This window comes from Pseudomonas sp. Pme6b (genome assembly GCF_058129925.1).
In genome coordinates, this window is sequence record NZ_CM176704.1 from 2,526,215 (window position 1) to 2,552,280 (window position 26,066).

Consider the following 26,066-nt stretch of genomic DNA (forward strand, 5'->3'; position numbering starts at 1 on the left):
ATATATATCAACATCACAGGAGGTGATGTCATGGCTGGTTATTCAGCGGAAAGTCTGTTGGCATGGATGAAAAATACCACGCGTCTCAGAGGCTGGGACGCGATCATTGCTCTGGATGGCGACAAGGTCAACGAGCTCCTCGACCATGTTTACCAACAGAGTCTGGCTCAGGGAATGTCGCGTCCGGTGCCGGACGGAAGTATCACGATTCCCGATACGTTTGATTCCCATTTTTTCTCGGGCTGCGTTCTCGGGCCACCAGGCTTGTCGTTCAAGCACAGCGTTCTGGAGAATTCGCTGCTGGCCTGGCGCATTTCAGTTATCGCCGGTTTGCATACCGTGATAGAGAACGCTCAAGGGCAACACAATATTCACAGAATCGCAGCCTACGACCCACTGAACGCGCCAGGCCTGGATTTCGATCTGGAACTGAGCAGTCAAAGCGCGGATCTGGTGGTGGACCTTGGTCTGGCTAAAAATCTTTCACTGGATTTTCCGGGCGGTTCTACCGAACGAGAGAAGATCGGCGACTTTTTTCAGGATTGGTTCAGCAACCCGGAAAATCATGAGCAGCAGTTCAGGCTGGGTATTTTCAACGAGCAGAGCAACGAATTGCTCAATGTACGTAGAATCGATGTGCGATCACAGCTTGAAAGCCCCGATGCTGTATCAGTCCATAAAAAAGGCGCGTTACTGCTGTTCGCGACCATGGAATACGGCGTGACGGGCGGGATTCCGGGTGGCGACTCCGACTTCCGTTACCTGATTCCCAACGATGCTCAGCAGTCGTACTCGGCGACCGCTGTGTTTTCCTCTCACGCACTGCACCGTGCTGCCTTTGGCCATGCGGTGATACAAATGCTGCAAGCGCCTGACTTCAGCTTCAGCGTTCCGGACGATAAACCGCTGCAGCGGATGGTCGCTCAGGCCGGCACGTTTGCAGTTCCGGCTGGAGAATATCGCAGCGCGGAATTCGTCTTTGAATCGGAACCGTTCAGCGTTCAGGCCTTCAACGCCCAGCATCCCCTGACCATTGACTTCGAGTACGCCCAGACCACGCAGACCTGGGAATTTCCCTGCACGCTGGGCTTTCGCTACAGAGCGCTGGACAGCGATGAATGGCAATCGCACAACGCTACCTTCAACATCAGCCTCAGGCATGAGTTTCATCTGACCGAAGGTGGGTCGGATGGTCAGGCAGTGGAAGGGCATCTTTATACACCTTACCTGTTCGACCATGAAGTCAGCGCCGTTCCAGGAACACTGGACAACCTGAGTTCCGGGGAGCTGGAGCAGGTCAACGGTTTCGTGGCCTACACCGTCAAACACGCGTTGCTGCAAGGGTTGAGCAAAACCCTGGATGCAACTGGCGCCGAGCGTTTTCTGGGCGGCTGGCTATTGCCTGACGAGCAAGTGTTACAACCTGTACTCAAGCGCCTGCCTTATGACCAGGTCGTGTTCGGACGCATCGATCCCGGTGCGTCGACGTTCAGTATCGCCGGGCACCAGGCATTGATCGCTACGGGAGAAGCGCTGCAATTGACCACCCAGCCTGCGCGGTCGGGCATCGTCTGGACCCTGGAAGATCCATCGGATGACGGTACTGAAGGTTTGGGAGAAATCGATAAGCAGGGTCGGTATACGGCGCCCGCAGCGCTGCCCGCAAAGCAGGGCTTTCAGCGTGTACTGATCAAGGCGATGGACCCGGTGTCGGGGCATTACAGTACCGCTGTGGTGACGGTGCTCACCAGCAGCGTCAGCGTCAGCCCGTTGATTCAGGTGTGTAATCACGGTCAGCGGGTAGCGCTTACAGCACGCAGTTCGCGTGCAACCAGCCTGAAATGGACGGTGGTCGATCCGGTAGCCGGAGAAAGCGGGACGCTTGAGGACGGCGTAGATGCATCGCATGAGAAGTTTTACGTCGCCGGTGCAGGGGGGCCAGGGAATACCTATGTCCTTGACACAATAACGGTCAGCGACGATCAGCACACCCAATCGATTCAGGTACTGGTCGTTCGCCACCCTCCGATGCTGTTCATAACGCTTGCCAGCGTCAATGATCAGCGTGCCGAGCTGAAAGTCGTCGTCAATGGCCGTGACCTTCCAGTCACCTGGAGTATTGATGGGCCGGGCTCTATAGACGCCACGGGTGTGTACAGCAGTGATGCCAAAGCACCCGAACGCTACGTTGTCGTGTTTGCAGAATTTGAAGACGAGTATTTTGGCACAATGGCCGGGCACTTGATTCTGCCGCTGCCATTGAGTGGTTCCTCCGGTGTGTTGCAGGCACTGACCGGGACAGCGGAGGGCACGGCGGCTACTGCAATGCCCCGTTCATTGAGCGGTATCGTGCAGCGAGCGGGTGCAGGTACCTTGACCCAAGGCTGGGGAGCCGTCGCGGCGGTCAGTCGCAGCGAGCTCAACCGGCATATAGAGCAACAATACATCGAACGCTATCAGGATCTGGCCTTCTTGCCGTTGTTCACCGGCGACATCGTGGTGGATGAGCGACAAGGCGACACTGTTCGTCTGAAACAGGTCGAGCTGGGCGTGCCGGTCCTGTCGTTTCTGCCTGACTCGCCGGGCTCCAGCAGTGTCCTCGTCACGATGAACATCGTGTCTGGCCGTTACAGCGGCTTGCATCAGCCGGAGGGGAGTGTAACTACCGTGTCCGGCAGCTTCATCATCAGCGAGCCCATGGGCTTCAGGCTGGCGATGACTGTTGACCTCTTCGTGGGGGAGGAGGGGCATGTGCTGCTCGATCTGGCCGGCGGGGTTGACATTGCCTGTAATCTGGGGGGCTTCGATGATGTGATCAATCTGCGGCTGGCAGATTTCTTTGCTGAGGAGTTTAAGCAGATTGCACTTCATCGCCGGGTTTTCTCTGTGCTGCAGGCACAGCTCAATCGCTATCATGTTCAGACGCCAGCCAGCTTGCGGCTTGTTACCCGCGCTGCGCCGCGTTCAAGCGATGCGCGTATGGACACTACTACCGGTGATGGCGCGCTTGTGCTGTTCATGGGCGCGCAGGATGGCGACGCTGAAGGCGTGTTTGCGCCGACAGATGATTTCGTTTATCCGATACCTGATGATCGTGGGGCAGATGGTCAGCCAATCTACGGCACGGTGCTGATGCTCTCGCAGGAGACTCAGTCGATGATCGAGCGTGAACGTCTGCACGTGGCGGACTGCCTGAAGTTCACCTGTGGACGCGTATTCGAACCAATTGAGCAATACCGTCCACATGACCTGCTGTTGTTTGGCAGCCTTCGTTCGACACAGGCCAGCATTACACCCCTGTTTTCGACCCTGAAGGCCGGGCAGACTCAGCGATTTGTCCTGCACAACCCGCAAGGCGAAGAAGTACCGGCCACCAGCTGGAGTGCATTAAGCATTCAAAGCCACCTGGCTACCGGAAGCGGCAGCATCTCTTCCAGCGGCGTCTACACGGCGGCGGGTATTGAGGCGATCGGCCATGACGCGCTGCGCGTGGTAATCACAGCCACGTATGAAGAGTCAGGCGCTGTCGTCAAGGTCTCGGCGCTGGTGGGTGTGGTATCACGCAGCATGGAGTTGGCGCCACGTGTAACGGTAGTGCCAGGGGGGGCTGCGCTGCAAACGGTCTCGCTGGCGGCTTCGACGCTTGACGGCAGCCCGGTGAGCTGGGCGTTGCTGGACCCCGAGCTTGGCAGGTTGAGTGAGGCCGGCAAGGGCGCGCTCTTCAGTCCGGATGCCAGGTCCGGAAAAAGAGCACTGGCGGTGCAACAGATAGAGGCGTTGGGTAATGACCGTGGTATCGCTACGGTGCTTATTGCCAACGGGCAGCAAACGCTGCGTATCGAGCCGTCTTTCGTACCCAGAGCACGGCCCAAGGTAGCGGTGCATTTACACGATGACAGCGCACTGCTGCCCGGGCTTGAGCGGCGCTGGAAAGTGGTGGGTGGGCTTGGCACTGTTGATCGGCAGGGGCTTTTCATGCCGCCCGATGAGGCGCTTGTCGCCAGTAGCGTGGTGAGCTGTGAAGTGCTGAGCAATGGGGTGGTTATGGCGTACGGCTATAGCGTCATCGAATTATCCGAAGTCATCGATGAAGAAAGTTGGCAAGAAATGTCGATGTTTATCGTCACGGTTCCTGGCTCGTCATCGCCTTACGGTAATACAGGCAATCTGTACCCCAACGGTTATCAGCAACTCAGGCTGCAGATCAAGACCCAGATAACGCCGCACAACGGCATCGAGTACGAGCTGAGTCCCACCGAAAGGGCCTCCATGCGTCTGGTATACGATGAATCCAATCAATGTATCGAGTCAGTACTCTCCCATCTTGAAGGCATACCCGAGGGGGATAGCCAAGAGTGGCGCGTGCGCAGTCAATATAACCGCTTCGAGCTATCCGGGGCCGGCGTCTTGGCTGCTGAATCGGGCCTGGATGCGTCACGGACAATCACGCAGAACTTCTTCCTGCACAGCCGGGCGGCATCGGGTTTCATCGGCGTCTTCCACGCGAAATTTCAGGATGACAACGCCAATTGGTGGACCTCTTTGATGATTGAAGAGATGAACAGCAAGGTTGAAATCACCCCGCGACACTTGCCCAGGTTCGATGCCCGCAATTACACCTTCATTCCGCGGCGTGCACATGGGGATGGCGGAGATCCTCCGGTTGATCCGCCGTTGAGTGGGGCTCCGGACTTTGGGGAGGATGTGCATTTCGATTACCAGTTCGAGACCACTGATTACTGGACGCTGGCTTTCATTAACCCCGATACCCGGCAATGGGTGAACTTCGAGACGCTGAAGTTTCTGCCCTCCAAGCCTGACGGTGACGTGATCAATACGTCGATCATTCTCTGGGAGAGCGAGCAGAAAGAAGAAAAAATGTTCAGCTGGACGGGTTTTATTTTCGACGACCCTGCGGTTATCGGTGATGTAAGCAAGGTGAACTTTGACGAAGCGCTCCAGGACGTGATGGGGGATGTTCACACGTTGGACATTGACGTCAAGATGTCCTTATTCGAGACCGGCAAACTGGTCATCAGCCTGCACCGCCTCCGGGGCCTTGAATATATCCCGGCAGGTCACCTCGCACGCGACAAATTGATGGGGGAAATAGCAGTCCTGTTGCTCGATAAGCAGGGCAATGCCCATAAACGACGAATCGGTTTTCTGGCCACCGGCGTCGGCAGGCGCAACCGTCTCATGCATACCCTCTATTCGGTATAGAAGCCCGAATGAGGCATTGATGCCACACACCGACAGGGAGTCATTATTATTATGAATGCGCTAAGTAAAACCTTTGCGTGTGTAGTGCTTGCGGGTTTGACAGGCTGTACGCTCGTCCCGTCCCACAGCCCTGTGCCAAAGCCCCCGGCACAGGCGGTTCGACTGATCATGCTCGCAGCAAACGCTGATGGCGGAGGCAAGAACTGCACCTTTACCGCCAAGGACGACACGGTTTATCTCAACAAAGAAGATCATGAGTGCACGAACGATGAGATGAGTTTTATCAAGCTGGATAATGTGCGCTCAGCCATGAAGATATACCTGGAATCCAGAGATTGTAATGATTCGGGAGGCTGGGTATTTGGGCTCGAGACTTATATCGACCCCCTTACAACACCCTGGATATCCATCGACCAGCTCAGAAGCAAACCGGTCGGCACCATCGTCAGTCGCGGCGTTCTTGTGATCAAGGCGTATGACGGTGATGAAAATATAAAAGGCAAGTTGTCCTGCGTGCGTGTCGATGTATCGGATTAGCTGTTAGTACAACTGAACGTGTCAGGCCTGTTTAACCGTCGCCCCCGTGGGCGGCGGTTATCTTAATACATAAAGTTCGAGGTTCATGGAACATGACAGCATCGACTTCCGTACACTCCAACGCGTTCAACTTTCTCAGTTATGTACAGAGCGGCGTTGACCCCCGCACCGGGCAGTACACGGTGGCGATCACCCTGCCCGATGTCAAAACCAACGGATTGCGTGGCCCGGGCATGCCACTGGCACTCAACTATAATCCTCTCAACCGTCAGGACAGCGGCTTTGGTCTTGGCTGGAACCTGCAATTGTCGCAGTACGATCCGGGTAAGCAGATCGTATCGCTGAGCAGCGGCGAGACATTCAAGGTCGATGGCACCGGCGACGGCCAGATGCTGATGTCGGAAAAGAAAATCGACAGCTTCCACTTGTACAAGGAGGACGATAATCACTACCGGGTGATGCACAAGTCCGGTCTGGTGGAGCAGCTCGAAATGCGCGGCAGCGGCACCAACAGAGTCGCGCTGCCGGTGCGCGTATTCGCCCCTGAAGGTCACAGTATCACGCTGGATTACGCTTCTTTCGGCGGGCATCAAATGCTCAGCGAAATCAAGGATGACTCGGGTCAGCTCCTGCTCGGCATCAGCCGCGACGCAACGTCGGTGAAGTTGCGTATGACCACTGGCGAGGGCCCCGATGCGACCTTCGTGATGGTGCTGGGTGGATCGGATCACCGTGTCAACCGTATCGAATTGCCGACCGACAATGCTGCCTCCTGGCGTTTTGTATACAACACGATCCGTGAGCATTTATGCATGACGGCGGTGGAAACACCCGCTGGCGGCCGGGAAGAGATCTTTTATACCGACAGCGGCCATCAGTTTCCTGAGAGGGCGGAACGCGCGCCTCTCCCCAGAGTCACGCGCCATCGCACGACGCCCGGCCTGGGGCAGGCGCAAATGGACGTTTATTACACTTACAAGGACAGTTTCGGGCGCGAGCATAATTTTCTGGGCGCAGGGCTGGATATCGCCTGGGAAGACAATGGTCTGGACAATCTGTATCTGTACCGCGGGGCGGAGCTATACGAGTACTCGTCGACCGAAACATTGCGTGTCGAGGTCGCGGGCAAGGCTGATGCCGAGCGCAGCATCGAACGAACCTTCAACCAGTTTCACCTGCTCACTCGAGAAACCACGCGCAAGAACCTTAGCGTCATGCAGGTGGACACTCGTTACTACATCGAGCCGGGAGAACCCTTTTCGACTCAGATTGCCTACTGTCAGCTGCCCAAAGAGGTCCAGACCACCTGGCGGCTGTCGTCAGACGGCAGTGTGCCGCGCAGTGAGACTGTCAGCAGCACGTATGACAAGCACGGTAATCTGCTCACTCAGACTCAGGCCAACGGTGTGGTCGAGGCCAGTGAGTGGTATCTGGCCGACGGCGAGGACGGATGCCCGAAGGACCCTGAAGGCTTCGTCCGCTGGATGAAAAGTAGCAAGGTCACCCCGGCGATATCCGGCTACGGCAAGGCACCGGTCCTGATCACCCGCTATCGCTACCTTGCGTTGCCAGCAGTGGGTGGCGGCCAGCTACAGAAATGGCTTGCACCGCAAAGCGAGACGTTACTGATGCAGGCCCCTGACGGTGAGCAGGAACAGCAACGCACGACCTACGAATACTTCGATGAGCCGAACAATGCAGTCCTGCACGGTCGGCTCAAATTGCAGCAAGTGATCATGGGTGGAAAGGTGACCAGCACAGCGTACGCCTACAGCATTCCTGTGCGCCTCCCCAAGAACACCACTGAAAGTGCTCCCGAGAACACTCCCGAAAGCGTCCCTGAGAGCAGCCGTTATGCCGCGACAGTGCTGCAAACCGTACAGACCGTAACCGGCTTCGATGGCGCGAAGAAGGTCATTACGCTGGAGGATTCTCTGCTCGATGGCGAACCCTTGCTCAATCGCGACGACAACAATGAACCGCCCCGGGTTTCTCGGAGACCCTTTTGTTTGAGTCATGCCACCTGGGCAGACTCGGTGAGTTGCTGATAATAGATTGCTTCTGCTTCGACCGGTGGAATATGACCGATTGGCTCCAGCAGGCGGCGGTGATTGAACCAGTCCACCCATTTCAGGGTTTCCAGCTCCACCGCCCCCCGTGTGGGCCAAGAGCGTCGATGAATCACTTCAGCCTTGTAAAGACCATTGATGGTCTCAGCCAAAGCATTGTCGTAAGAGTCACCGACACTCCCGACCGATGGCTCAATACCGGCTTCGACAAGACGCTCGGTATAGCGAATGGACACGTACTGCACGCCACGGTCACTGTGGTGAATGAGTCCACCCTGCTTGACTGGGCGACGGGCGTAAAGGGCTTGCTCCAGTGCATCGAGTACAAAATCGGTACGCGCTGAACTGGACACCTTCCAACCGACGATGAATCGGGCAAAGACATCAATGATGAAGGCCACGTAAACAAAACCCTGCCAGGTACTGACGTAGGTAAAGTCCGATACCCATAGGGCGTTCGGGCACTCAGCCACAAACTGACGGTTGACATGATCCTGCGGGCACGGCCTGGCTTGGTCGCTGACCGTCGTCTTGACGGGCTTGCCGCGTACCACGCCTTGCAGGCCCAGCTCTCCCATCAGACGTTGCACCGTACAGCGGGCGACTTGCAGTCCGTCACGCAGCAATTGTCGCCAGACCTTGCGCACGCCATATACCTGGAAGTGCTCATCCCAGACTCGCTGGATGTGCTCACCCAGTTCCTGGTCACGCTGCGCACGCGCTGACTGCTGGCTGGGGTCAGCCTGCTGAGCAGCGTACCGGTAGTACGTCGACGGGGCGATTGGCAACACCTTGCAAATCGGCTCGACCCCGTAAGACTGGCGGTTTTCATCAATAAACGTCTTCATCGTTTGAATGGGCGGTCGAGCTCCGCCTGGGCAAAATAGGCTGAGGCCTTACGCAAGATCTCGTTAGCTTGACGCAACTGACGGTTCTCACGCTCCAAGAGCTTGACTCGCTCACGTTCGACTGTGCTCAGCCCATCACGCTGGCCGCTGTTGCGCTCAGATTGGCGAACCCACAGCCGTAATGTCTCGGGCGTGCAGCCGATCTTGGGGGCAATGGCACTGATGGTGGCCCACTGCGACTCGTACTCAGGAAGGTGTTCGAAAACCATCCTGATGGCCCGCTCACGGACCTCTGGGGAATACTTCGGTAGTTTTTTCATCGCTCCATCCTCTCAAAGGTTGGAGTCTCCGAGAAACCCGGGGCGGTTCAACAACGTGGAAATTCGTTATGTCTACGACAGCCTGCGACGTGTGCTGAGTGAAACCGTGGCACCAAATGATGAAACCTACAACGCGACCAGAAGTTACGAGTATCAGCTATGTGCCAACGCGACTGATCAGGCCATGCAGACGCTCATCGACGTCAAAGGGGTAAAAACCTGCAGCCACTTCGATGGCCTCAACCGAGTCGTCTGTGAGGAACGGGATGACGCAGATAATCCTGCACGCGCCGATAAGCCCCGACAGACCTACGAGGCTGTTTATGATGCGTGGGGGCTTATGGTCAGTGAGACCGAGTTTGACTGGCTGGGCCAGCAGGATCTGGCGCTCAAGAGCGTCTTCGAATACGACGATTGGGGCAAGCAGCGCTGCGTCACCGGGCCGGATGGCGTCAAGACGTTCGAAGAGACCGACCCTATTGGTACGGCGCAATCGCAGGGCCCGATTCAACGTAGCTGGATCGAAGGCAACGGTGGCGGTAAAAGCGAGTTCACCGAGACCTGGATGAACCTGTTCGAACAGCCGACCCGCAGCGAGCGAAAGGATCAGGCTGAAAACTCGGTCAGTCTGAGCCAGTACCATTACGACGGCCTTGGCCGCCGTGTCGAGGAAATTGTCGGGGAAGCGGGCGGCGAGCGGCGCACCACCTCTGTTTACGACGTCTTTGATCGGGTGATCGAGTCCACATTGCCAAGCAGGGCCATCGTGCGTCGCAGCTATGCTGGCTACAGCAGCGAAGACTTGCCCGTCAGTATCGGCATCGAGCACAACGGCAAAAGCATTGTGTTGGGAGAGCAGGAGTTCGATGGGCTGGATCGTCTGGTCAGCTCTGTCACCGGGGGTCGTAAACGTACGCTTGTTTACGACCCCGGTCTGCTGCAACCCAAAACGATAACCCTGCCCAGCAAGCGGAAAATCGACTACGAATACAAGCCCCAGGTGGGCGATGAGCCGTGGCGCAGGGTGCAGTCCGAAGCTGTGCCTGAACCTGAAACCACCTGCGAAGTTGATCCGCTGAAAGAGTCCGGGCCTGTCCGGACTGCGGAGCCGGGTGTGGCTGCCGATTACAGTTACGATAAGCAGAATGCTCGTCTGCTTCATTCCTCGGAGCAGGACGAGATACTGGATCGCGAGTATTACAGCACCGGCTCGCTGAAAAGCGAGAAGCGCACCTCGGCAGGCAAGACCTACGACATGTTCTACAGCTACAGCCGATTGGGCCTGCTGCTGTCTTACACCGACGTACTGGGACAGGAGCAGGTCAACCGCTATGACAGCTGCGGTCGTCTTTACGAAACCTCGCTGGGTGAGGTCTATTCAACGTTCGACTACGACACTGTCTTTGGTCGCCTCGCAAAAATCACCACCACCGACAAGACCGACGGCAGCCGCGAGAGAACCGTCGCGATCAGCCTTGAATATGATGATCTGGGTCGGGAAGTAAAGCGTACATTTGACCTCGACGGCGTCGAGCAACAGATGGTTCAGGTCTATGATGATGTGGATAACATGGTCCAGCGTATCCTGCGCCAAGGCACTGAAACACTCCGTGACGAAACCTACCTTTACGATACGTCCGGTCGCCTGGGTCAATACCAATGCACGGGAACTCAGCGGCCAGTGGACCCCTATGGCAGGACCCTCCGCGCGCAGGTTTTCACTTTCGATGGCGCGAACAACCTGACGGTCGTCACGACCCGCTTCAATGACGGCAGCGACGACAACAGCAATGTCGAGAGCAACAATGCCAGGTATTTTTACGAAGGTGACGACCCGGTGCAGTTGAGCCGGGTGATGAACACTAACGATAAATACTACCCGTCTGAAATCAAACTTGAGTACGACCTGGACGGCAACCTCAAAACCGACGAAGCCGGGCGCACGCTTAAATACGATCCCCTCGGCCGCCTGATCGAAGTAGGCACGCCCTCGGCCGGCATTCATTACCAGTATGACCCCCAGGACCAACTGACCGGGGAGACCCGTGGCGACGACAGGGACCTGCGCTTCTATAGCGACGCAGGGCTGGCCAATCAACTTGGCAGCCATGTCCAGAGCACCTTCATGCGTGGCGACGACTACCTGCTGGCCGAACAGCAGAGTGATCACACGCTGCTGCTTGCCACAGACGGCAGCGACAGTGTGCTGGGCGAGGTGGGTGGCGACGGGATCAATCGGAGGAGGTATACGGCCTACGGCCATGCCAGCGGTGAAGCTCCACCACTCGGTAAACTGGGGTTCAATGGCGAACTGGCCGAGGCGGATAGCGGCTGGCAAATGCTGGGGAATGGTTATCGGGCCTACAGCCCGGTGTTGATGCGCTTCAACAGTCCCGATAGCTGGAGTCCGTTTGGCAAGGGAGGGGTGAATGGGTATGCGTATGTCGAGGGGGACCCGGTGAACAGGGTGGATCCGTCGGGGCATAGTCCTTGGGGGGCGTTGATCAGGCTTCTTACGGCGCCTCTCAGTTCGACGGCCAAGAATATCCCCAAAAGCCTCCTCAAGACCAGATACGGTGAGTCAGCCCGATTAAGTAGAGTGACGGTTAAGGATGTCGTAAATATTGACAAGCATGTGGCGAGAAAGGCGGTAAAATCGGATGTCGCGTTCAAGGAACTGCAAAGTGTTCAGACGAAACTTGATCGTGCAGTTTCCAAAGGGCTTGATACTTCAAGGCTCGCCAACGAATACAAAGCTGCACAAGCAAACTATCAACCGTTTCAGGACCTGTACGAGGCTTCAACGTTTGCCAAAACTAATGTCGGGCAACGAGCGATCACTCCATATGCAAGAGATGTGTTCAAGCGCTCGGCGAAAGAGTTTGATATTGATCAGGCTGTCACTGCTCAACAACAAAGGATAGCGCAGGCTAATGCTCTGGCAAAGAGAGATGGAATAAGAGTTCCCACAGCGCAGCGCAGTTACCTGGGTGATGGGAATTCTTGATGGCACGCGTTTTCCCAGAATAACCGGGCAACAACAGATTTACTGTTGCCCGGCTTAACTCAAAAGCTTGAAATACGTTTTACATCACTCCACCAAAATAACCCCCTGCCTGATCGCCATCACCAGCGCCGCCTTCAATGACGTCACCCCGAACTTGCGGCGGATATTGCTGGTATGAAAGTGCACGGTCGCTTCCGTGCACCCTTGAATACGGGATATCTCCCACGCGGATTTGCCGATCGCCACCCATTCCAGGACTTGTCGTTCCTTGACGGTCAACTGGACAGTGGCGGGTGTGGTGTGGGAGGGCGGCGTGGTGCCGGGTGGTTTTCCGTTGTCGCGAAGCATGGTGAAGTCCTTTTCCTGAAGATCGCCGCACCACGATACCCCCGCAATCCCCAACGCGAACCTGACATAAATGACAGCGCTGGAGGTCCGCGAAGGCCTTGCGCCGTCAAGGCTGTAGCGCTTTTTTACAGCTTCTTTACGCCCCGACCAGCCTGTCGATCTCGCGCCTTTACACCCTGCCTGCGGACAATCTCCCCACGCGGCCTGTGCCGTATCGGTGTTGCCTGATGGGGGAAATTTCAATGAGCGTTATGGATGGTATCTCGCTGCTGATGGGAGTCGGGCTGTTCATCTATCTGCTGGTGGCGCTGTTGCGCGCCGACCAGAGTCAGGAGTGATCATGCACAGTTACGATTATCTGTTGATCCTGGCCTTTCTGGTCCTGCTGCTGGCACCCGCGCCTTGGTTGGGGCGTTTCTATTATCGGGTCATGGAAGGCGAGCGCACCTGGCTGAGCCCGGTGCTGGGGCCGGTCGAGCGGGCCTGCTACCGAATTTCCGGCGTCGACCCGAAAACCGAGCAATCCTGGCAGCAATACATGTGGGCCTTGCTGGCGTTCAACCTGGCAGGCTTTGTCGTGCTGTTCGCGATGCTGATGCTGCAAGGCGCGCTGCCGCTCAACCCGCAGCAACTACCGGGCATGGAATGGTCGCTGGCTTTCAACACGGCGATGAGTTTTGTCACCAACACCAACTGGCAGGCCTACAGCGGCGAAGCGTCGCTCAGCTACCTGAGCCAGATGGTCGGCCTGACCGTGCAGAACTTCGTCAGCGCTGCCACAGGTCTCGCCGTGCTGGTCGCGCTATGTCGCGGTATCAGCCGTCGCTCGTCGCAGAGCCTGGGTAACTTTTGGGCCGACATGACCCGCGCCACGCTCTATGGGCTGTTGCCGATCAGTATCGTGCTGGCCGTGTTTCTGGTCTGGCAGGGCGTGCCGCAGAACTTCGGCCATTACATTGATGCGCTGACCCTGCAAGGCGCGGATCAAAGCCTGCCGATGGGCCCTGCGGCCAGCCAGATATCGATCAAGCAGCTGGGCACCAACGGTGGTGGCTTCTTCGGCGTCAACTCGGCGCACCCGTTCGAGAACCCGACGGCGTGGAGCAACCTGTTCGAACTGGTGTCGATCCTGCTGATCCCGGCAGCGCTGGTGTTCACCTTTGGCCACTACGTCAAGGACATGCGCCAGAGCCGCGCGATTCTTGGCTGCATGCTGGCACTGCTGTTGATCGGCGGCGCGGTGTCGCTGTGGACCGAGTACCAGCCCAACCCGGCACTGAACATCGCCGGTGTCGAGCAGACCGCACCGCTGGAAGGCAAGGAAACCCGCTTCGGCACCACCGGCACGGTGCTGTGGTCAGTCGCTACCACTGCGGCCTCCAACGGTTCGGTCAACGGTATGCACGACAGCCTCAACCCTCTGACCGGCATGGTTGCGCTGGTCAACATGATGGTCGGTGAAGTGATTTTCGGCGGCGTGGGTGTGGGCCTCAACGGCATGCTGCTGAACGTACTGATTGCGGTATTTCTCTCCGGCCTGATGATTGGCCGCACGCCGGAATACCTCGGCAAGAAGCTGCAAGCGCAGGAAGTCCGGCTGCTGGTCGCCACCCTGCTGGTGATGCCGGTCGGCGTGCTGGTGCTGGGCGCGATTGCTGCCAGCCTGCCTGGCCCGGCCGGTGCGGTCAGCAACCCCGGCCCGCACGGTTTCAGTCAGTTGCTGTACGCCTACACCTCGGCCACGGCAAACAACGGCTCGGCGTTCGGCGGTTTCAGTGCCAACACCGTGTTCCACAACCTGATGCTCAGCCTGGCGATCTTCATTGGCCGCTTTGGTTACATCCTGCCGGTGCTGGCACTGGCTGGCAGCCTGGCCATGAAGAAAACCGCACCACAGGGTCAGAACAGCTTCCCGACCCACGGCCTGCTGTTTGTCACTCTGCTGACCGTCACCATTTTGCTGGTGGGTGGTTTGACCTTCCTGCCGACCCTGGCACTGGGGCCGATTGCCGAACACCTGAGCCTGGGTTTCTGAGGAACCGATCATGAGCACTACTGATTTTTCAAGACGTGATGCTGTAAAAACTGCCGAGCCTCAGGCCGCCAGCGAGTCAGCCAAGACCGGCATCGCTGCCCTGTGGCGTCCGGCGCTGGTGCAGGCGTTCGTCAAGCTCGACCCGCGCCAGCTCAAGCGTTCGCCGGTGATGCTGGTGGTGGAACTGACTGCCATTCTGACCACCGTGCTGTGCGTGATCCCCAACCCGCAGGTGCCGACTTCGGTCTGCGTGCAGATCGCTCTGTGGTTGTGGTTCACCGTGTTGTTCGCCAACTTCGCCGAAGCATTGGCCGAAGGACGGGGCAAGGCACGCGCCGACAGCCTCAAGGCCGGCAGCGAAGGGCTCAAGGCGCGCATTCGCGATGAGAATGGCAGCCTGCGCACCATCAACGCCAGCGAGTTGCGCAAGGGCGATGTGGTGCGTGTCGACGCCGGGGAAATGATCCCTGGCGACGGCGAAGTCATCGAAGGCATCGCGGCGGTCAACGAGGCGGCGATTACCGGCGAATCCGCGCCGGTGATTCGTGAATCCGGCGGCGACCGCTCGGCCGTCACCGGTAACACCCGGCTGGTGTCCGACTGGCTGCTGATACGCATCAGCACCAACCCCGGCGAATCGACGCTGGACCGCATGATTGCGCTGGTGGAAGGTGCCAAGCGGCAGAAGACCCCTAACGAAGTCGCGCTGGATATTCTGCTGATCGGCCTGACCCTGATCTTTCTGCTGGTGGTCATCACCTTGCAGCCGTTCGCCCACTTTGCCGGGGGCAGCCTGCCGCTGGTGTTTCTGGTAGCACTCCTGGTCACCCTGATCCCGACCACCATTGGCGGCCTGCTGTCGGCCATCGGCATTGCCGGCATGGACCGGCTGGTGCGCCTCAACGTGATCGCCAAGTCCGGTCGCGCCGTGGAAGCTGCGGGCGATGTGCATGTGCTGTTGCTGGACAAGACCGGCACCATCACCTTCGGCAATCGCCGCTGCGCTGCCGTTTACGCAGCACCCGGCGTGACCCCGAAGGAACTGGGCGAGGGCGCCTTGCTGGCCTCGCTGGCCGACGATACGGCGGAAGGCAAATCCATCGTCGAGTTCCTGCGCGACCTGCACCCGATGAACGAGCCCACCCTGAGTTCGGTAACCGCTGTACCGTTTAGCGCCGATACACGTCTGTCCGGTGTGGATTATCAGGGCCATGTGTACCGCAAGGGCGCGGTGGATTCGCTGCTGGCCTTCATCAACATGCAGCGTAGCGACCTGCCGCCTGCCCTGGCGCGGGAAGTCGACAAGATTGCCAAGACCGGCGGCACGCCGCTGCTGGTCTGCGCCAACGGTCGTTTGTTGGGTGCGATTCATCTCAAGGACGTGGTCAAGCCGGGTATTCGCGAGCGCTTCGAGGAGTTGCGCAAGCTGGGGATTCGCACGGTGATGGTGACTGGCGACAACCCATTGACTGCTGCAGCCATTGCCGCTGAAGCGGGTGTCGATGATGTGCTGGCCGAAGCCACGCCAGAGAAAAAGCTGGAGCGAATTCGTCAGGAGCAGGGCGAAGGCCGACTGGTGGCGATGTGCGGCGACGGAGCCAACGATGCGCCCGCACTCGCGCAGGCGGACGTCGGTATGGCGATGAACGATGGCACCCAGGCCGCGCGTGAAGCGGCCAACATGGTTGACCTCGACAGCGACCCTACCAAGTTGCTGGACGTGGTGCAGATCGGCAAGGAATTGCTGGTCACACGCGGTGCGCTGACGACGTTTTCGATTGCCAATGACGTGGCCAAGTACTTCGCCGTGCTGCCTGCGCTGTTTGCCTCGATTTATCCGCAACTGGGCGTGCTCAACGTCATGCAACTGGCCAGCCCGCAAAGTGCGATTGTCTCGGCCATCGTCTTCAACGCGCTGATCATCGTTGTGCTCATCCCGCTGGCCCTGCGTGGCGTGCGGGTTCAGGCCGCCAGCGCGGCGCATCTGTTGCGTCGCAACCTGCTGATCTATGGCCTGAGCGGCATCGTTGTGCCGTTTCTCGGCATCAAGTTGATCGACATGCTGCTGGTCGCACTCGGCCTTGTTTGAAGCCTGTGCTGCACGCCGGTCGGCGTGCAGCCTCACCTGATTGAGGATGTGCAGATGTCCAATGTATTGCGTCCGGCCTTGAGCCTGATCGTGTTGATGAGCCTGATCACCGGCGTGGCCTATCCACTGGTAGTCACCGGGGTTGCGCAAGTGGCGTTTCCGGCGCAGGCCAATGGCAGCCTGGTGTACGACGCGGCGGGCAAAGTGCGCGGCTCGGCACTCATCGCCCAGTCGTTTACGGGTGATGAGTGGTTTCAGTCGCGTCCTTCGGCAGGCGCGTTTGCGACGGTAGCCAGTGGCGCGAGCAACTTCGCGCCGAGCAACCCGGCACTGGTGACACGCGTGAAAGAGGACGTTGCGAAACTGGCCAATGCCTCGCAGGAACCGGTGCCACTGGCCTTGCTGACCACGTCCGGCAGCGGTCTGGACCCGCATCTCTCGCCTGAAGCCATTGCCTGGCAGGCCGGTCGCGTTGCCGCGGCGCGCCAGTTGCCGCTGGAGAAAGTACAGGCGCTGATCGACGCCAACACGCAACGTCCGCTGATAGGCCCGCCCGTGGTCAACGTATTGGCCTTGAATATGAGCCTGAATCAGTTACCGTCTGCACCGCGCGACGCGCAGTTGTAACAAAGTGCGCCGTGTTCGCAGCAGATTCACTAAGCTGTAGATGATTAGAGAGGGGTGGTAACCAAGGTGAGTGATTCCGGTCGAGCTGATGCACTGCTGGCCCAGCTGCCCCGCGAGGGGCGCGGGCGGCTGAAGGTTTTTCTCGGCGCCGCGCCGGGCGTGGGCAAAACCTACGCCATGCTTCAGGCGGCCCATGCGCAGTTGCGTCAGGGCGTCAGGGTCGTGGCGGGCGTGGTGGAAACCCACGGCCGTGCGGAAACCGAAGCGCTGCTCAATGGCGTGCCGCAACAGCCCTTGCTGCGCACCGAATACCGCGGCATGACCCTCGAAGAAATGGACCTTGATGCCTTGCTCAAGGCGGCACCGGCATTGGTTCTGGTCGACGAACTGGCGCACACCAATGCGCCCGGCAGTCGGCATACCAAGCGTTGGCAGGACATTCAGGAACTGCTCGCTGCCGGCATCGACGTCTACACCACGGTCAACGTCCAGCACCTGGAAAGCCTTAATGATCAGGTGCGCGGTATCACCGGGGTGCAGGTGCGCGAAACGCTGCCGGACTGGGTGTTGCAGGAAGCTTTCGACCTGGTGCTGATCGACCTGCCGCCGCGCGAACTGCTGGAGCGCCTGCGCGACGGCAAGGTATACGTGCCTGAGCAGGCGCGCGCGGCCATCGACGCTTTCTTCACGCAAACCAATCTCACTGCGCTGCGCGAAATGGCCATGCAGACCGCTGCGGCGCAGGTCGATAACGATCTGGCGCAGGGCTACCGGCAATTGGGCCAGTCGGCTCCGGCAGTTCGTGGGCGGATGCTGGTGGGCATCGACGGTGATACCCATGCCGAGCGCCTGGTGCGTCACGCCAGTCGGGTTGCTCAGCGTCGCCACCTGCCGTGGAGCGCCGTGCATGTGGACGACGGGCAAACCCTCGACGAGCAGTCCCGCGCGCGCCTGCAAAGCGCTCAGCAACTGGCCGAGCGGCTGGGTGGCGAGGCGGTTTCATTGCGTGCCGGAGAGGTTGCCAGAACACTGGTGCAGCATGCCATCGAACGGCGTGCCAGCGTGGTGCTGGTCGGCCAGTCGCGTCGGCACTGGCGTCGCCGGGTGTTTGGCGGCGGCGTTGCCGCACGTTTGCTGCGTGAAGGGCACGGGTTGGAAATCTCGGTGCTCGACGACAGTGAAGAGCTACCCGATCAACCGCCCCGCGCACGCCCGGCTCGCGAAGTGGTGTGGTTCGATTACGGCCTGGCCTTTGTGGCCACGCTGCTTGCCAGTCTGGTCGCCTGGGGTGTGTCGGGCGTGCTGGCGCTGCCCAACATTTCCCTGATCTTTCTCGCGGCGGTGTTACTGGTTGCGGTGCGCAGCAGCATGGGACCGGCGCTGGCGTGTGCCGGGCTGTCATTTCTGGCCTATGACTTTCTGTTCATTCCACCGAGTTTTTCCCTGAACATCCAGCGCGAAGAAGACGTGCTGACGCTGCTGTTCTTCCTGCTGATGTCGGCGCTGACCGGCAAGCTTGCGGCGCGCCAGCGCAGGCAGTTGCAGGCGTTGCGTGATACTCAGGAACAGACCAGCGAACTGCTCGACCTGTCGCGCAAGATGACCGCTGCCACGGATCGCAAAGCGGTGCTCAATGCCGCCGAACAGCATTTTTCCGGCTGGAAGGAATTGTATCTGTGCCTGGTTGATCGTGACGGTCAGGGCGGTTTGGTTGTTGAGACTGGTGGGCCGCTGACCTTCTCGGAAGCCGAACGTGCCGCCGCCGAGTGGGCCTGGCAGCACGATCAACCGGCTGGCAGCGGCACCGGCACGCTACCGTCCGGGCGCTGGTGGTGGTGGTGGCCGATTACCGCAGAAGAAGGACCACTGGCCCTGCTGGGTGTCAGTGCGCGTGAAGGCCAGTCGTTCACCGCGCAACACCGGCGTCTGCTGGCGGCGCTGACCCAGCCGCTGGCGCAGGCGCTGGCTCGCGCACAACTGGCGCAAGAGCTTGAAGCCGCGCGTCTGCATGGTGAAACCGAGCAATTGCGCAGCGCCTTGCTGGCCTCTGTGTCCCACGACCTGCGCACGCCACTGACCTCCATGCGCGGCAGCATCGACAGCCTGCTGGCGCTGGGCGAAGCCATCCCGCTGGAGGATCGCCGCGAGCTGCTGGAAGGTACACGCGACGAAGCCGAACGTCTGGATCGCTATATCCAGAACCTGCTGGACATGACGCGCCTGGGGCATGGCGCGCTGAAACTCGCACGAGACTGGGTGTCGCCTGCCGATATCGTCGGCAGTGCGCTCAACCGGCTGCGCGCCGTGCTGGCACCCTTGCAGGTCAGCACCCAGGTGACCGGCGAGCTGCCATTGCTGTACGTGCATGCGGCGCTGATCGAGCAGGCGCTGGTCAATGTGCTGGAAAACGCTGCACGCTTTTCACCTGTCGACGGGCGCTTGCAGGTGGCGGCGGGTGTGCTCGACAGCGAGCTGTTCTTCTCGGTCAGTGACGAAGGGCCGGGCATTCCGGAGGATGAACGGGCGAAGATTTTCGACATGTTCTATACCGCAGCCCGCGGTGATCGGGGCGGGCAGGGCACGGGTCTGGGGCTGGCGATCTGTCAGGGCATGATTGGCGCGCATGGCGGACGTCTCACCGTCGAGGAAGGCATTGACGGGCAGGGTACGCGCATCACCTTGTTCCTGCCGTTGCAGGCGCAGCCAGATGTGGAAATGGAGGAGTCAGCTTGAGCCAGGCGGCGACCATTCTGGTCATCGATGACGAGCCGCAGATTCGCAAATTTTTGCGCATCAGTCTGGTGTCTCAGGGCTACAAGGTGCTCGAAGCGGCTACCGGCGCGGAGGGACTGACCCAGGCTGCGTTGAACAAACCGGATTTGCTGGTGCTTGATCTTGGCCTGCCGGACATGGACGGTCAGCAAGTGCTCAGCGAGTTTCGCGAGTGGTCAGCGGTGCCGGTACTGGTGCTTTCGGTACGCGCCAGCGAAGCACAGAAAGTCCAGGCGCTGGACGCCGGGGCCAACGACTACGTGACCAAACCGTTCGGCATTCAGGAGTTTCTGGCCAGAATCAGGGCGCTGCTCAGGCAGGTTTCCGGTAGCGACAAGCCGGAGTCGGCCCTTCAATTCGGTCCGCTGACCGTCGACCTGGCCTATCGCCGGGTGCTGCTCGATGGTCACGAAGTGGCGCTGACGCGTAAGGAATACGCGGTGCTGGCGCAGTTGGCACGCCACCCTGGGCGGGTCATTACCCAGCAGCAGTTGCTCAAGGATATCTGGGGGCCTACCCACACCGATGACAGCCACTACCTGCGCATTGTGGTGGGGCATTTGCGTCAGAAACTGGCAGACGATCCGACCGCCCCGAGGTTCATCCTCACCGAGCCTGGAATAGGGTATCGTCTGCTGGCCGACCATTAGATGAAAAAAGCGACCATACCCCCGTGGCACGGCACTTTTACTGCATCGAACCGTCAAAGCCGCACACTCCATATTCACTCCTGAGGTAACACCCCCATGAAAGCCTTTATCTGTCTGCCATTGCTTGTCTTGGTTCTTGCAGGTTGCGCTGGCAAGACCGGGTATCGAGACAGCTGCGCCACCCAGATAGACGCTGCCTGGCACGAGCTTGATCTGGCCAAGGCCGAAGGCTTCGCCGGCACCGTCAGTTACTCCAAGGCCCTGTCGCTGCTGACCGGTGCCAAGACCCAGCAACAGTTCGAAGCATTTGAAGGCTGCACCGAAAAAGCCGAAAAAGCCCGCTTCTACATCCGCGAGTCCCGCGCTGGCCGTTGATAGCTGAGCCTGCACCGCGTTGTACATGCCATCGTGGACGCAGAGCGTCCAGAACGGCATGCCGACGCGGAGCGTCGCACGATAATCAAAAGCCGCAAACGGCATGCTTACGCGGAGCGTCTTACGGTAGTTCAAGTCGCGGGAGCGGACTTGTCCGCGAAAAGGGCCTTAAATTCGCAGGAGATATATCGCTCTCAACATCGCCTTCGCGGACTAGCGAACCGTCGCCCGTTCCGCACAGTGTTTGTCCAGATACCTCTCGCTCCGTATGCTCGCATCACATCGAATCCCTACCGACTCTAGCGAAACGGCCTACGCTCATCTTAAAGTGTTCGGACACTAGCATCGCTTGCAGTCCCACAGTCATTAAGCAGTTGCCGGAAGGGGCTTTCGATGGGTAGAAAACTCGATGCATGCCTGAGCGCCATCAATGAAGTGGTACTGGGCAAGGAAGTGCAGGTACGGCTGGCGATGACCTGCCTGATCGGCGGCGGGCATTTGCTGATCGAAGACTTGCCGGGGATGGGCAAGACCACGCTCAGCCATGCGCTGGCGAAAATTCTGGGCCTGAGTTATCAGCGCATTCAGTTCACGTCCGACCTGCTACCGGGTGACATCCTGGGGACGTCGGTATTTGATCGGGACAGCGGGCAATTCACCTTTCATCCCGGGCCGATCTTCGCCGAACTGGTGCTGGCCGACGAAATCAACCGCGCCACGCCCAAGAGCCAGAGCGCGTTGCTGGAAGCCATGGAAGAAGGGCAGGTCTCCATCGAGGGCGCGACACGTCTGTTGCCCGATCCATTCTTCGTGATCGCTACGCAGAACCCGTTCAGCTCCGGTGGCACCTTTGCCTTGCCCGAGTCTCAGCTGGACAGGTTCCTGATGCGCATCTCCATGGGCTATCCGGCGAGAGCGGCGGAGAAAGCGTTGCTGCTTGGCGAGTCACGTCGCGAACTTTTACCGCGCCTGCAGCCGATTCTGGACCACGCCATGCTTGGCCAGTTGCAGGCGCATGCACGGCAGTTGCGGGCCAGCGATGCACTGGTCGACTATGTGCTGCGCCTGGTCGAGGCAACCCGCAGCCAGCCGCAATTCGCCTATGGACTGTCGCCCAGGGCGAGCCTGGCGATTCTGGCCGCAGCGCGGGCCTGGGCGATGTTGCTGGGGCGTGATTACGTCATTCCCGAGGATGTGCAGGCGGTATTGCCGTCGGTGGTCGGCCATCGGCTGCGCGAGCGCAGCGACCCGACCGGGCATGGCGGCGGAGCGCTGGTGCAGTGGTTATTGCGCGAGGTGCCGGTGCTTTGATCGAGCTGCTCAAACCGTTTTGGCAACGCTGGCTGGCAAGACGAATTCCTCCGGCGTCACGCATCACGCTCGACCATCGGCGCATCTTCATCATGCCGACGCGCACCGGCATGACCTTTGCGGTCGTGATCGTGCTCATGCTGCTGGTGGCGATCAATTATCAAAACAGCCTGGCCTACGGGCTGACCTTTCTGTTGTTGTCGATTGGCGTGCTGGCCATTTTGCACACGTATCGCAACGTCAGCGGCCTGATTCTCAGTGCGGGTGTGGCGCGTTCAGTGTTTGTCGGCGAACCGGTGCAATTGCGCCTGCGCCTGGAAAGTGCCAGCCAGGCCCACCACGCCTTGGGCGTGGGTTGGACTGCGACAGCTCTGCAATCCGGCGATGTACTGCCTCGCGGGCTGACCGATGTGGAACTGACCCTGCCTGCCGAAAAGCGCGGCTGGCTGCATGCGCCAAGGCTGCGGGTCGAGAGTGTGTTTCCGCTGGGCATTTTCCGCGCCTGGAGCTGGCTGGATCTGGAGCAGAGCGCCTTGATCTATCCGCGGCCACTGTCGGGTGCCATGCCGCTGCTAAAAGGCGTGCAGCCCCACGCCGAGGACGACGGTCAGGCCACTCAGGGTGCCGGTGTCGATGATTATCAGGGGCTGCGCAGCTACCAGCCGGGCGATAACCTCAGTCGCCTGCACTGGAAAGCCTATTCCCGAGGTCAGGGGTTGCTGGTCAAGGACTTCACTGACTTGAGCGGCCACGACCTGTGCCTGGACTTCATGGCGCTGGGCGGCGATATCGAGGAGCGCTTGTCGCGCCTGTGTTATTGGGTGCTGGAGCTGTCCCAGCGTCGTCAGCCGTTTGCCTTGCGCCTGCCAGGTTTTCTGTCCACGGTCGACAGCGGTGATGCGCACCGCGAAGCCTGCCTGCGCGCCTTGGCGCTTTATGGTCATCGATCATGAGTGACAAGAATAAAGCGCTCGCAGCCGCACCCATTCCGCGTGTCAGCCTTACCTGGCTGCTATTGGCGCAGGCATTGGTCGTGTTGCCGTTCGCGCTGCACGTGCCGGTATCGATCACGCTTCTGTGGCTGGGCTGCACATGCTGGCGGGTTCAGGTGTTCCGGATGCGCGCGCGGCTGCCCGGCACCTGGATCAAGTCAGGGTTGCTGGTGGGCACCGCCGGGGGCGTGTATCTGGCGCGTGGCAGTCTGGTCGGGCTGGACGCCGGTGCGGCTTTACTGGTTGCGGCATTCGTTCTGAAAATGCTGGAAATGAACAACCATCGCGACGCTCGGGTGCTGATCTTCCTCGGTTTCTTTTGCGTGGCGGTCGGCTATCTGTTTGAAGACAACCTGCTATGGGCGCTTTTCAGCCTGCTGCCGGTCGGCGCGCTGCTGGCCGCGTTGATCGGGCTGCAGCACGCGGATCTGGCTGGCAGATCAACCGATACGCTCAAGCTGGCGTTCAAGCTGATGGCGCAGGCTGTGCCGTTGATGCTTGTGCTGTTTCTGTTTTTTCCACGTCTGGACCCGCTTTGGTCGTTGCCGCAACCGAGCAACAAGGGCGTCACTGGGCTGTCCGACAACATGGCACCGGGCGACATGGCCGAGCTGAGCAAGTCGCCGGCACTGGTATTTCGGGCCAGTTTTGAAGGGCCGATACCGGCGCGTAATCAGTTGTACTGGCGCGGTCTGACCCTTGAGCAGTTCGATGGGCGGCGCTGGTCACAGTCGGCACGTGCCCAGACCGTGCAGATCCCGCAGTGGGAAAAGCGCGGCGATCCACTGGCTTACAGCATTGTCATGGAAGCCAGCGGTCGGCCCTGGTTGCCGAGCCTCGACGTGGCCGAGACCACGTTGCCGGACGTTCGGCAGATGAGCGACTTCCGCCTGCAACGCCGGCGTCCCGTTGAGCAATCGCTGTTATATGCCGTCAATTCCTGGCCGCTGAGTATTCGCGACCCGCAATCCAGCGAACAGGTCCAGCGCCAAAACCTGCAATTGCCCGCCAAGGGGAATGATCAGGCCCGGCAGTGGGCGGCTGAACTGCGCCGTCGCTACACTACGGCGGATGCGATGGTCGCCGCGATGCTGGGTTATTTCAGCGACCAGCCGTTTCACTACACCCTCAAGCCCGCACCGTTGGGCAATGACAGCATTGATGAGTTTCTGTTTGCGAGTCGTCAGGGTTTTTGCGCCCACTACGCCGGGGCAATGACTTTTGTGCTGCGCGCTGCGGGTATTCCGGCGCGGGTCGTGGCCGGGTATCAAGGCGGTGAACTGAACCCTGACGGGCACTACCTGACCGTGCGCCAGTTCGACGCGCATGCGTGGGTCGAATACTGGCAGCCGGGTATCGGCTGGCGCAGTGTCGACCCCACCGCAGCAGTTGCACCGCAGCGTATCGAACAGGGCTTGGAGCAAGCGCTGGCAGCAGGCGAAGCCTTTCTGCAGGACTCGCCTTATTCAGCGTTACGCTATCGCAATGTGCCTTGGGTCAACGCCATACGCCTGAGCTGGGATAACCTCAACTATGGCTGGCAGCGCTGGGTGCTGGGCTATCAGGGACAACAGCAGTTACAAATTCTCGGCCGTTGGTTTTCAGGGTTTCAGGCACCGGTTTTCGTCCTGGGGACCTTGCTTTCACTGGGCCTGATTGCATTATGGCTGTTTAAACCCTGGCAGCGCGAAAGCGACTCGCAACTGCGGGTGTTCAACGCATTTGAACGCTTGCTCGCCCGTCATGGTCTGCGTCGTATGCCGGGTGAAGGCGCTGACGCATTCTGCCGCAGAGCGGTGCTGTATTTTCCGCAGCATGCCGAGGCCATCGAAGCTTTCATCCGCGAATTTCAGGCGCAGCGCTATGCCGGGCGGCTTGCTTCGGCCAGCCGCTTGAGGCATGCATTAAGCACGTTGCGTCGTCGTCTGCCATGGAGGTTGTCAGCCGTCAGGGACAGGCATTCATGAATGAGTGTGTCGAAGGGGAATTGCATGTCTTCAATGGTGGATCATCTGGTGGCCGAGGTGCTGGCGCTGGATGTCAAATTGCTCGCGTGCCAGGCACGCCTTGCAGTTTCGACGGACAGCGAAGCGCTGCATGATTTGCGTACCACCGTGCGTCGTCTGCGTAGCGTACTGCGGCCCCTGCGGGAAAACCCGGCTGCCGCAGAACTGGAAGAGGCCGCAAAAGCGGTAGGGCAACTGACCACGCCTTTGCGTGACATGCAGGTGCTCGCCGCGTTTCTCGAAGAGCGGGGCCTGAACGAGGCGGCTTTCAAGCGCAACCAGTACTTGGGAAATGCCTGCCCCAGGGTTGCGACGTCGCCTGAACTAAGCCGCTTGCTCAAACTGATCGATCTATTTCCGGAGCTACTGCGTTTGCAACAGCGTCAGGGAATGTTGCGCGGCCTGCGCAAGACCATCGAAAAGCGTATGGACAAACAGTGGAGCAAGCTACGTGTGGCCATCGCCGAGCCTGGGCATGATCGGCATGATCTGCGCCTGCTGATCAAACGCGTGCGTTACGCCGCCGAAGCGTACCCGGAACTCAGTCACCAGCCGAAAAACATGCAGGCCCGGCTCAAGGCCGCACAAGGCGAGCTGGGCGACTGGCATGATCATTTGCAATGGCTGGCGCAGGCTGCCGAGCAGCCGGATCTGGCGCCGTGCATTGCGGGTTGGCAGATCGGCATCGTGCGTGCCGAGCGCAAGGCCGAGGCGTCGCTCAAGCGGCTGGCCAAGGCATGTTTCTAAGGCAGTGGCTTTTTTATGGAATAGGTCATTCAGGCCGCAATAATGGCCAATATGCGGCATGTCGTTGACTAAGAGGATGGTTATCATCCATCCACTTGTGTGTCGACTTG

The 26,066-nt window shown here is 59.4% G+C and carries 15 protein-coding genes, 2 pseudogenes and 1 other annotated feature; of the genes and pseudogenes, 15 read left to right on the top strand and 2 right to left on the bottom strand.

The window, feature by feature from the left end; translation table 11 throughout:
• Positions 1–30 precede the first annotated feature (30 nt).
• The 3 genes and pseudogenes from AC4ANE_RS11340 to AC4ANE_RS11350 form a co-directional block, all read left to right on the top strand.
• On the top strand, positions 31–5,223 hold the full coding sequence (locus AC4ANE_RS11340; protein WP_058886730.1) for a hypothetical protein: 5,193 nt from the start codon (positions 31–33) through the stop codon (positions 5,221–5,223).
• Positions 5,224–5,274: 51 nt separating this feature from the next.
• Positions 5,275–5,760 (top strand): hypothetical protein, encoded by a 486-nt coding sequence (locus AC4ANE_RS11345; RefSeq protein ID WP_031598855.1) that lies wholly within the window; start codon positions 5,275–5,277, stop codon positions 5,758–5,760.
• A 92-nt stretch (positions 5,761–5,852) separates the two neighbouring features.
• A pseudogene (locus tag AC4ANE_RS11350) lies at positions 5,853–7,736 on the top strand (sugar-binding protein); the annotation flags it as partial.
• A 38-nt stretch (positions 7,737–7,774) separates the two neighbouring features.
• Here AC4ANE_RS11350 and AC4ANE_RS11355 read toward each other — a convergent pair.
• A protein-coding gene (locus AC4ANE_RS11355) for an IS3-like element IS51 family transposase (RefSeq protein ID WP_095178853.1) occupies positions 7,775–8,997 on the bottom strand; the annotation gives its coding sequence in 2 pieces (ribosomal slippage) (positions 7,775–8,712 and positions 8,712–8,997; 1,224 coding nt in all).
• Positions 8,603–8,719 (bottom strand) — a sequence feature (AL1L pseudoknot). (Overlaps the previous gene by 117 nt.)
• Positions 8,998–9,046: 49 nt before the next feature.
• On the opposite strand from AC4ANE_RS11355, the pseudogene AC4ANE_RS11360 reads away from it, so the two are divergent.
• Positions 9,047–12,004, top strand: a pseudogene (locus AC4ANE_RS11360) (RHS repeat-associated core domain-containing protein); the annotation flags it as partial.
• A gap of 84 nt (positions 12,005–12,088) precedes the next feature.
• Here AC4ANE_RS11360 and AC4ANE_RS11365 read toward each other — a convergent pair.
• Positions 12,089–12,352, bottom strand: coding sequence for a helix-turn-helix domain-containing protein (locus AC4ANE_RS11365; RefSeq protein ID WP_004659166.1), 264 nt, complete (start codon positions 12,350–12,352; stop codon positions 12,089–12,091).
• A gap of 242 nt (positions 12,353–12,594) precedes the next feature.
• On the opposite strand from AC4ANE_RS11365, the gene kdpF reads away from it, so the two are divergent.
• The 11 genes from kdpF (at position 12,595) to AC4ANE_RS11420 (ending at position 25,956) form a co-directional block, all read left to right on the top strand.
• Entirely contained in the window at positions 12,595–12,690 is a 96-nt protein-coding gene (gene kdpF / locus AC4ANE_RS11370; RefSeq protein ID WP_003406089.1) for a K(+)-transporting ATPase subunit F, read from the top strand.
• A gap of 2 nt (positions 12,691–12,692) precedes the next feature.
• Positions 12,693–14,387, top strand: coding sequence for a potassium-transporting ATPase subunit KdpA (gene kdpA / locus AC4ANE_RS11375; RefSeq protein ID WP_044344885.1), 1,695 nt, complete (start codon positions 12,693–12,695; stop codon positions 14,385–14,387).
• Positions 14,388–14,397: 10 nt separating this feature from the next.
• On the top strand, positions 14,398–16,476 hold the full coding sequence (gene kdpB, locus AC4ANE_RS11380) for a potassium-transporting ATPase subunit KdpB (protein WP_031597552.1): 2,079 nt from the start codon (positions 14,398–14,400) through the stop codon (positions 16,474–16,476).
• A 54-nt stretch (positions 16,477–16,530) separates the two neighbouring features.
• Complete coding sequence (gene kdpC / locus AC4ANE_RS11385) at positions 16,531–17,103, top strand: potassium-transporting ATPase subunit KdpC (protein ID WP_002552996.1); 573 nt, start codon at positions 16,531–16,533, stop codon at positions 17,101–17,103.
• Positions 17,104–17,169: 66 nt separating this feature from the next.
• Positions 17,170–19,836 carry a sensor histidine kinase gene (locus tag AC4ANE_RS11390; RefSeq protein WP_031597553.1) on the top strand — a complete coding sequence of 889 codons (2,667 nt, stop codon included), beginning with the start codon at positions 17,170–17,172 and terminating at the stop codon, positions 19,834–19,836.
• Positions 19,833–20,525 (top strand): response regulator, encoded by a 693-nt coding sequence (locus AC4ANE_RS11395; RefSeq protein ID WP_002552998.1) that lies wholly within the window; start codon positions 19,833–19,835, stop codon positions 20,523–20,525. The genes AC4ANE_RS11390 and AC4ANE_RS11395 overlap by 4 nt, the downstream gene beginning before the upstream one ends.
• A gap of 96 nt (positions 20,526–20,621) precedes the next feature.
• Complete coding sequence (locus AC4ANE_RS11400; protein ID WP_002552999.1) at positions 20,622–20,900, top strand: hypothetical protein; 279 nt, start codon at positions 20,622–20,624, stop codon at positions 20,898–20,900.
• A gap of 393 nt (positions 20,901–21,293) precedes the next feature.
• Positions 21,294–22,211 carry an AAA family ATPase gene (locus AC4ANE_RS11405; RefSeq protein ID WP_002553000.1) on the top strand — a complete coding sequence of 306 codons (918 nt, stop codon included), beginning with the start codon at positions 21,294–21,296 and terminating at the stop codon, positions 22,209–22,211.
• Positions 22,181–23,164 (top strand): DUF58 domain-containing protein, encoded by a 984-nt coding sequence (locus AC4ANE_RS11410; RefSeq protein WP_057446434.1) that lies wholly within the window; start codon positions 22,181–22,183, stop codon positions 23,162–23,164. Before AC4ANE_RS11405 ends, AC4ANE_RS11410 begins: the two co-directional genes overlap by 31 nt.
• Entirely contained in the window at positions 23,161–25,170 is a 2,010-nt protein-coding gene (locus AC4ANE_RS11415; RefSeq protein ID WP_031597555.1) for a transglutaminase TgpA family protein, read from the top strand. The genes AC4ANE_RS11410 and AC4ANE_RS11415 overlap by 4 nt, the downstream gene beginning before the upstream one ends.
• A gap of 24 nt (positions 25,171–25,194) precedes the next feature.
• A complete protein-coding gene (locus AC4ANE_RS11420) occupies positions 25,195–25,956 on the top strand; it encodes a CHAD domain-containing protein (protein ID WP_031597556.1) in 762 nt (253 codons plus the stop codon).
• The last annotated feature ends 110 nt before the right edge of the window (positions 25,957–26,066 follow it).